Source organism: Streptomyces azureus, from assembly GCF_001270025.1.
GTDB lineage: Bacteria > Actinomycetota > Actinomycetes > Streptomycetales > Streptomycetaceae > Streptomyces > Streptomyces azureus.
The window spans coordinates 1-5,163 of sequence record NZ_DF968351.1; the positions used below are offsets into that span (position 1 = coordinate 1).

At 72.0% G+C, this 5,163-nt stretch carries 4 protein-coding genes; 3 read left to right on the plus strand and 1 reads right to left on the minus strand.

Annotated elements, in window-relative coordinates; translation table 11 throughout:
* Positions 1–247 precede the first annotated feature (247 nt).
* A complete protein-coding gene (locus AOQ53_RS27115) occupies positions 248–1,633 on the minus strand; it encodes a hypothetical protein (protein WP_059421202.1) in 1,386 nt (461 codons plus the stop codon).
* A 307-nt stretch (positions 1,634–1,940) separates the two neighbouring features.
* On the opposite strand from AOQ53_RS27115, the gene AOQ53_RS27120 reads away from it, so the two are divergent.
* From AOQ53_RS27120 to AOQ53_RS27130, 3 genes are all read left to right on the plus strand, one after another.
* Positions 1,941–2,603 (plus strand): bifunctional DNA primase/polymerase, encoded by a 663-nt coding sequence (locus tag AOQ53_RS27120; protein WP_099054702.1) that lies wholly within the window; start codon positions 1,941–1,943, stop codon positions 2,601–2,603.
* Between the two features lie 112 nt (positions 2,604–2,715).
* Complete coding sequence (locus tag AOQ53_RS27125; protein WP_059421203.1) at positions 2,716–3,507, plus strand: ABC transporter ATP-binding protein; 792 nt, start codon at positions 2,716–2,718, stop codon at positions 3,505–3,507.
* A complete protein-coding gene (locus tag AOQ53_RS27130) occupies positions 3,504–5,096 on the plus strand; it encodes a transporter (protein ID WP_236711837.1) in 1,593 nt (530 codons plus the stop codon). Before AOQ53_RS27125 ends, AOQ53_RS27130 begins: the two co-directional genes overlap by 4 nt.
* The last annotated feature ends 67 nt before the right edge of the window (positions 5,097–5,163 follow it).

Genomic DNA, 5,163 nt, shown 5'->3' on the forward strand with positions numbered 1-5,163 from the left:
CGCGCGGGGCGCGCCGAGGGCTCCTCGCCCTGTCCACTCTGCGTCACCGGGACTCCTACTAATGGGGGACCTTGTGAATCGTCGGGTCACGCTACCGGGTCCCCGGAGCCCAGTGCCACGCAGCACAGGACGAGACCTCCTCCCCTGTGAGCGCGGTAACAAAACCGGGTCACGGCACGCCGCTCATGTCACCTCCCACGCGTCGAGCGGCCGTTTCCGCACGTTCACGCATCCGCAGACCTTGTGTTCACGCCGCCGCCTGGAGGTCCAGCCGCGCCCCGAACTCCCTGACCACCGCCTCGTCCCGGTACGGCTCCAGCCTCTGCTGGAAGTCCTCCAGATACTCGGCGCCCCGGTTGGAGCGCAGCCCCTCCAGCAGTTCCACGGCCTTCATGCCCGTGCCGCACGCCTCTTCGATCTCGCGCTGCTGCACCTGCGCCGTGGCCAGCAGCACATAACCGATGGCCCGGCGGCGTGCCCGCGTCTCGGGATGCCCGGCCAGCGATTCCTGCGCACACCGCGCCGCCGCCTCGGCCTGCCCCAGGTCCCGGTGGCAGTGGGCCAACTCGTCGGCGAGGTAGGCCTCGTCGAAGTGCGCGATCCACGCCGGGTCGTCCCCGGCGGCCGGATCGGCCGCCTCCAGGGCGCTCACCGCGCGCCCGGCGGCGGTCTGGGCGGCGCGCGCGTCGCCCATCAGGGCGTGGCCGCGCGCCTCCGCCGCGTGGAACATCGACTCCGCACGCGGTGTCACGCGCCCGCGCGCCCCCTCCTGCGCCGCCCGCGCCAACTGCGCGATCTCCCGCGGGTTCCCGAGTTGCGCGGCGAGATGGCTCATGGAGGCGGCGAGCACGTACCCGCCGTAGCCCCGGTCCCCGGCCGCCTGGGCGAGCCGCAGCGCCTGGATGTAGTAGCGCTGGGCCAGACCGGGCTGCCCCGTGTCCACGGCCATGTACCCGGCGAGCTCCGTCAGCCGGGCCACGGCGGCGAACAGGTCCCGCCCCACCGCCTCCCGGTACGACCCCGCCAGCAGCCCCGAGACGACGCTGTTGAGGTAGTGCACGACGACCGGCCGCACATGCCCGCTGCCGTACTGGTGGTCCATATCCACCAGCGCCTGCGTCATGGCCCGTACCGCCTGCACGTCGGACTGCCCGACCCGCGGCCCGGCCGAGCGCGACACCTGGGAATCCGGCGCGGAGATCAGCCAGTCACGGCTGGGCTCGACCAGCGCGGACGCGGCGACGGAGGAGCCGGACAGGAAGTCCCGCCGCCCCACGTCACTGCGCCACAGCTCGCAGACCTGCTCGATGGCCCCCAGCACCGTCGGCGAGAACTGGAGACCGACGCCCGAGGCGAGGTTCTTGCCGTTGGCCATGCCGATCTCGTCGATCGTGACCGTACGGCCGAGCTTGCGGCCGAGCGCCTCGGCGATGATCGCCGGGGCCCGTCCCCTGGGCTGCTGCCCGCGCAGCCAGCGCGCCACCGACGTCTTGTCGTAGCGCAGGTCGAGGCCGTGCTCGGACCCGCACATGTTGACGCGGCGGGCGAGGCCGGCGTTGGAGCATCCGGCTTCCTGGATGAGCGCCTGGAGCCGTTCGTTCGGCTGCCTGGCGACGAGCGGCCTTGCGGCCATGGCGTACCCCCTGTGGCTGCGGTGCCTGCCCACGCACCGAGTTGACGTGTCTTCCGCGGCCGAGCCCTGTCACGTCCCGGCGAAAAGATCCGGCCGTGAAGATCAATGCCCCGCCGACCAGGCGAAAATGCGAGGCATGTGAGGATTGCCGGGGTAACGGCTGTTGCCGGCCCCACTCGTGGCTACCCAGCTCCGGCCACGGTTCCTCTCGCGCGCCCCCGCACATGCACCCATGCGCCCCGACTACAGGGGCGGTGCTCCTCCCCGCGCACGCGGGCGGGCGTAACCCCTGGTGACGCCCAGAGTTGTGTTCATCGTGGAAGAGACGATCGCCGGCACCCAAGCCGCTCAGATCCCGAAGCAGCGCGGGGAATCGCTGCTGGAGACCGCTGTTCGCTACGCCGAGGAGCGCCACTGGGACGTGTTCCCCGGCACCTGGCTGGAAGCCGCCGACGGCGCTCAGCGCTGCTCCTGCGGTGACGCCGCGTGCCCGGCACCCGGGTCGCACCCGGCGCGCCCGGACTGGGAGTCGCAGGCGACGGGCAGCGCGACCGTCGCGCGGCGGATGTGGCAGAAACAGCCGACGGCGTCGATCCTGCTGCCGACGGGGCGTACGTTCGATGCGATTTCCGTGCCGGAGACCGCCGGGTTCCTCGCGCTGGCGCGGATGGAGCGGATGGAGCTGACGCTGGGGCCGGTGACGCTCACGCCGGACCGGCGCATGGAGTTCTTCGTGCTGCCGGGGGCGTCCGTGAAGGTGCCTGATCTGGTGCGGAAGCTGGGGTGGTCGTTGTCGTCGCTGGATCTGACCGTGCTGGGGGAAGGGGCGTATGTGGCCGCCCCACCCACGCGGTTCGGGTCTCGGGGGGCCGTGCAGTGGGCCTGCCGGCCTACGCCTGCGAATCGGTGGCTGCCGGACGCGGAGGAGCTGATCTCGCCGTTGGCGTATGCGTGCGGCAGGGATCGGTAAGCGCCCCTTCGTCTGCCTGGTCCGTGTTCGTCGGCGGGTGCGGGTCGTCCGTGGTTGATCGCGCAGTTCCCCGCGCCCCCAAGAGAGCGTGTTTCCCACCGTAGGGTTCAAGGTGACGGAGGGAGATGCGGTGGGATCCAGCGCTGTACGGGTGCAAGGGCTCTGGAAGCGCTTCGGGCAGCAGGTCGCTGTTGCCGGGGTCGATCTGGAGTTGCCCGCGGGCAAGTTCATCGGACTCGTCGGGCCGAACGGGGCCGGGAAGACCACCACGTTGTCGATGGTGACCGGGCTGCTCAGGCCCGATCAGGGGACCGTCGAGGTGGTGGGGCACGACGTGTGGCGGGACCCCGTCGAGGTGAAGGCGCGGATCGGGGTGCTGCCGGAGGGGCTGCGGCTGTTCGAGCGGCTGTCGGGGCGAGAACTGCTGGCGTACAGCGGGCGGTTGCGCGGGCTGCCCGGTGCCGAGGTCGACAAGCGGGCCACGCAGCTCCTCGACGTCCTCGATCTGGCGGGCGCCCAGCACAAGCTCGTCGTCGACTACTCGACCGGCATGCGCAAGAAGATCGGGCTCGCCACGGCCCTCCTCCACAATCCCGAAGTGCTGTTCCTGGACGAGCCGTTCGAGGGCGTCGATCCCGTCTCCGCCCAGACCATCCGGGGCGTTCTGGAGCGGTACACCGCCTCGGGCGCCACGGTCGTGTTCTCTTCCCACGTCATGGAGCTCGTCGAGTCGCTGTGCGACTGGGTGGCCGTCATGGCCGCCGGGCGGATCCGTGCGCACGGGACGCTGGCGGAGGTGCGGGGTGACGCGCCCTCGTTGCAGCGGGCGTTCCTGGAGCTCGTCGGGGCGCAGAGCCGGGACACCGGGTCCGATCTCGACTGGCTGGGCGGCGGGTCCCGGTGAGTGACTCCACGATCACACCGGTCTTCGTACGGCTGAAGCTGTCGCTGCTGCGCAACGGGCTGCGGCAGTCCGGTGGGCGGAAGGCCGCCTACATCGCGTCGGCCGTCTTCGCCCTGCTGTTCGCCGCGCTGCAAATGATCGGCCTGATCGCGCTGCGCGGGCACGCGCACGTCGAGTCGCTGGTCGTGCTGGCGGCGGCGGTGCTGGGGCTCGGCTGGGCGGTGATGCCGCTGTTCTTCCCCAGCGGTGACGAGACGCTGGATCCGACCCGGCTGGTGATACTGCCGCTGCGGCCCCGGCCGTTGGTGCGGGCCCTGCTCACGGCGTCGCTGGTCGGCATCGGGCCGCTGTTCACGCTGTGCCTGCTGATCGGGTCCGTGGTGGCGGTGGCCGAGGGCGGGGCGGCGTTCGCCGTCGGTGTCGTCGCCGTCGCCCTGGCGCTGCTGGTGTGCGTGGCCCTCGCGCGGGCCGTGGCCGCCGCCAACGTCCGGCTGCTGACCAGCCGCAAGGGGCGGGACCTCGCGGTGCTGAGCGGACTGTTCATCGCGATCGGGGCGCAGGTCGTCAACTTCGGCGCGCAGCGGCTCGGGGCGTCCGGGCTGGGCGAGCTCGACCCGGCGGCGGACGTTCTCCAGTGGGTGCCGCCCGCCTCGGCGATCGCCGCTGTACACGCGGTGGGCGAGGAGTCGTACGGTCTCGCCGCCGCGCAACTGGCGCTGACCGCCGGCGCGCTGGCCGCGCTGCTCGCGGTGTGGTCGCGGCATCTGACCCGGCTGATGACCTCGCCCGACGGGTCGACGCTGCCGGCCGCCGAGTCGGCCGCCCGCGAGCGGACGTCGACCGGGCTCGGGCGGCTGCTGCCCCCGGGCCGCACGGGCACGGTCATGGAGCGCAGCCTGCGGTACGTGTGGCGCGACCCCAAGACCAAGGCGGCCTGGGTGACGTCCCTGGCCATCGGGCTGATCGTGCCGGTGTTCAACGCCTGGCAGGGCACCGGGTCCGTGTACTTCGCCTGCTTCGCCGCCGGGATGCTCGGCATCCAGATGTACAACCAGTTCGGGCAGGACACCTCGGCGTTCTGGATGGTCGCGATGACGATCTCGTCGACCCGCGACGCCTACGTCGAACTGCGCGCCCGCGCGCTGGCCCTGCTGCTGATCACCCTGCCGTACGCCACGCTCGTCACCGTGGTGACGACCGCCATGCTCGGCGACTGGCGGCGGCTGCCCGAGGCGCTGGGGCTGTCCTACGCGCTGCTCGGCGCGATGCTCGCGACCGGGGCGTGGACATCCGCCCGCTTCCCCTACTCCATCCCGCAGGAGGGCTACAAGAACGTCGCCCCCGGGCAGACCGGGCTCGCCTGGATCTCCATCTTCGGCGGGATGATCGCCGCCGCCGTGCTGTGCGCGCCCGTGATCGCGCTCACGATCTGGCTGAACGTGAGCGCCGACGGCGACGCCTGGACGTGGCTGCTGCTGCCGGTGGGCACGGCGTACGCGGCGGCGCTCACGGCGGTGGGGCTGCGGCTCGCCGCTCCGCAGACGGCCCGGCGGCTGCCGGAGATCCTCACGGCGGTCAGCAAGGGGTGACTAGTAGTGCTTGGTCAGGTCGGTTGTGGTGGTGCGTGTCCTTCCGGCCCGGTGTGGCGTTGAGGGT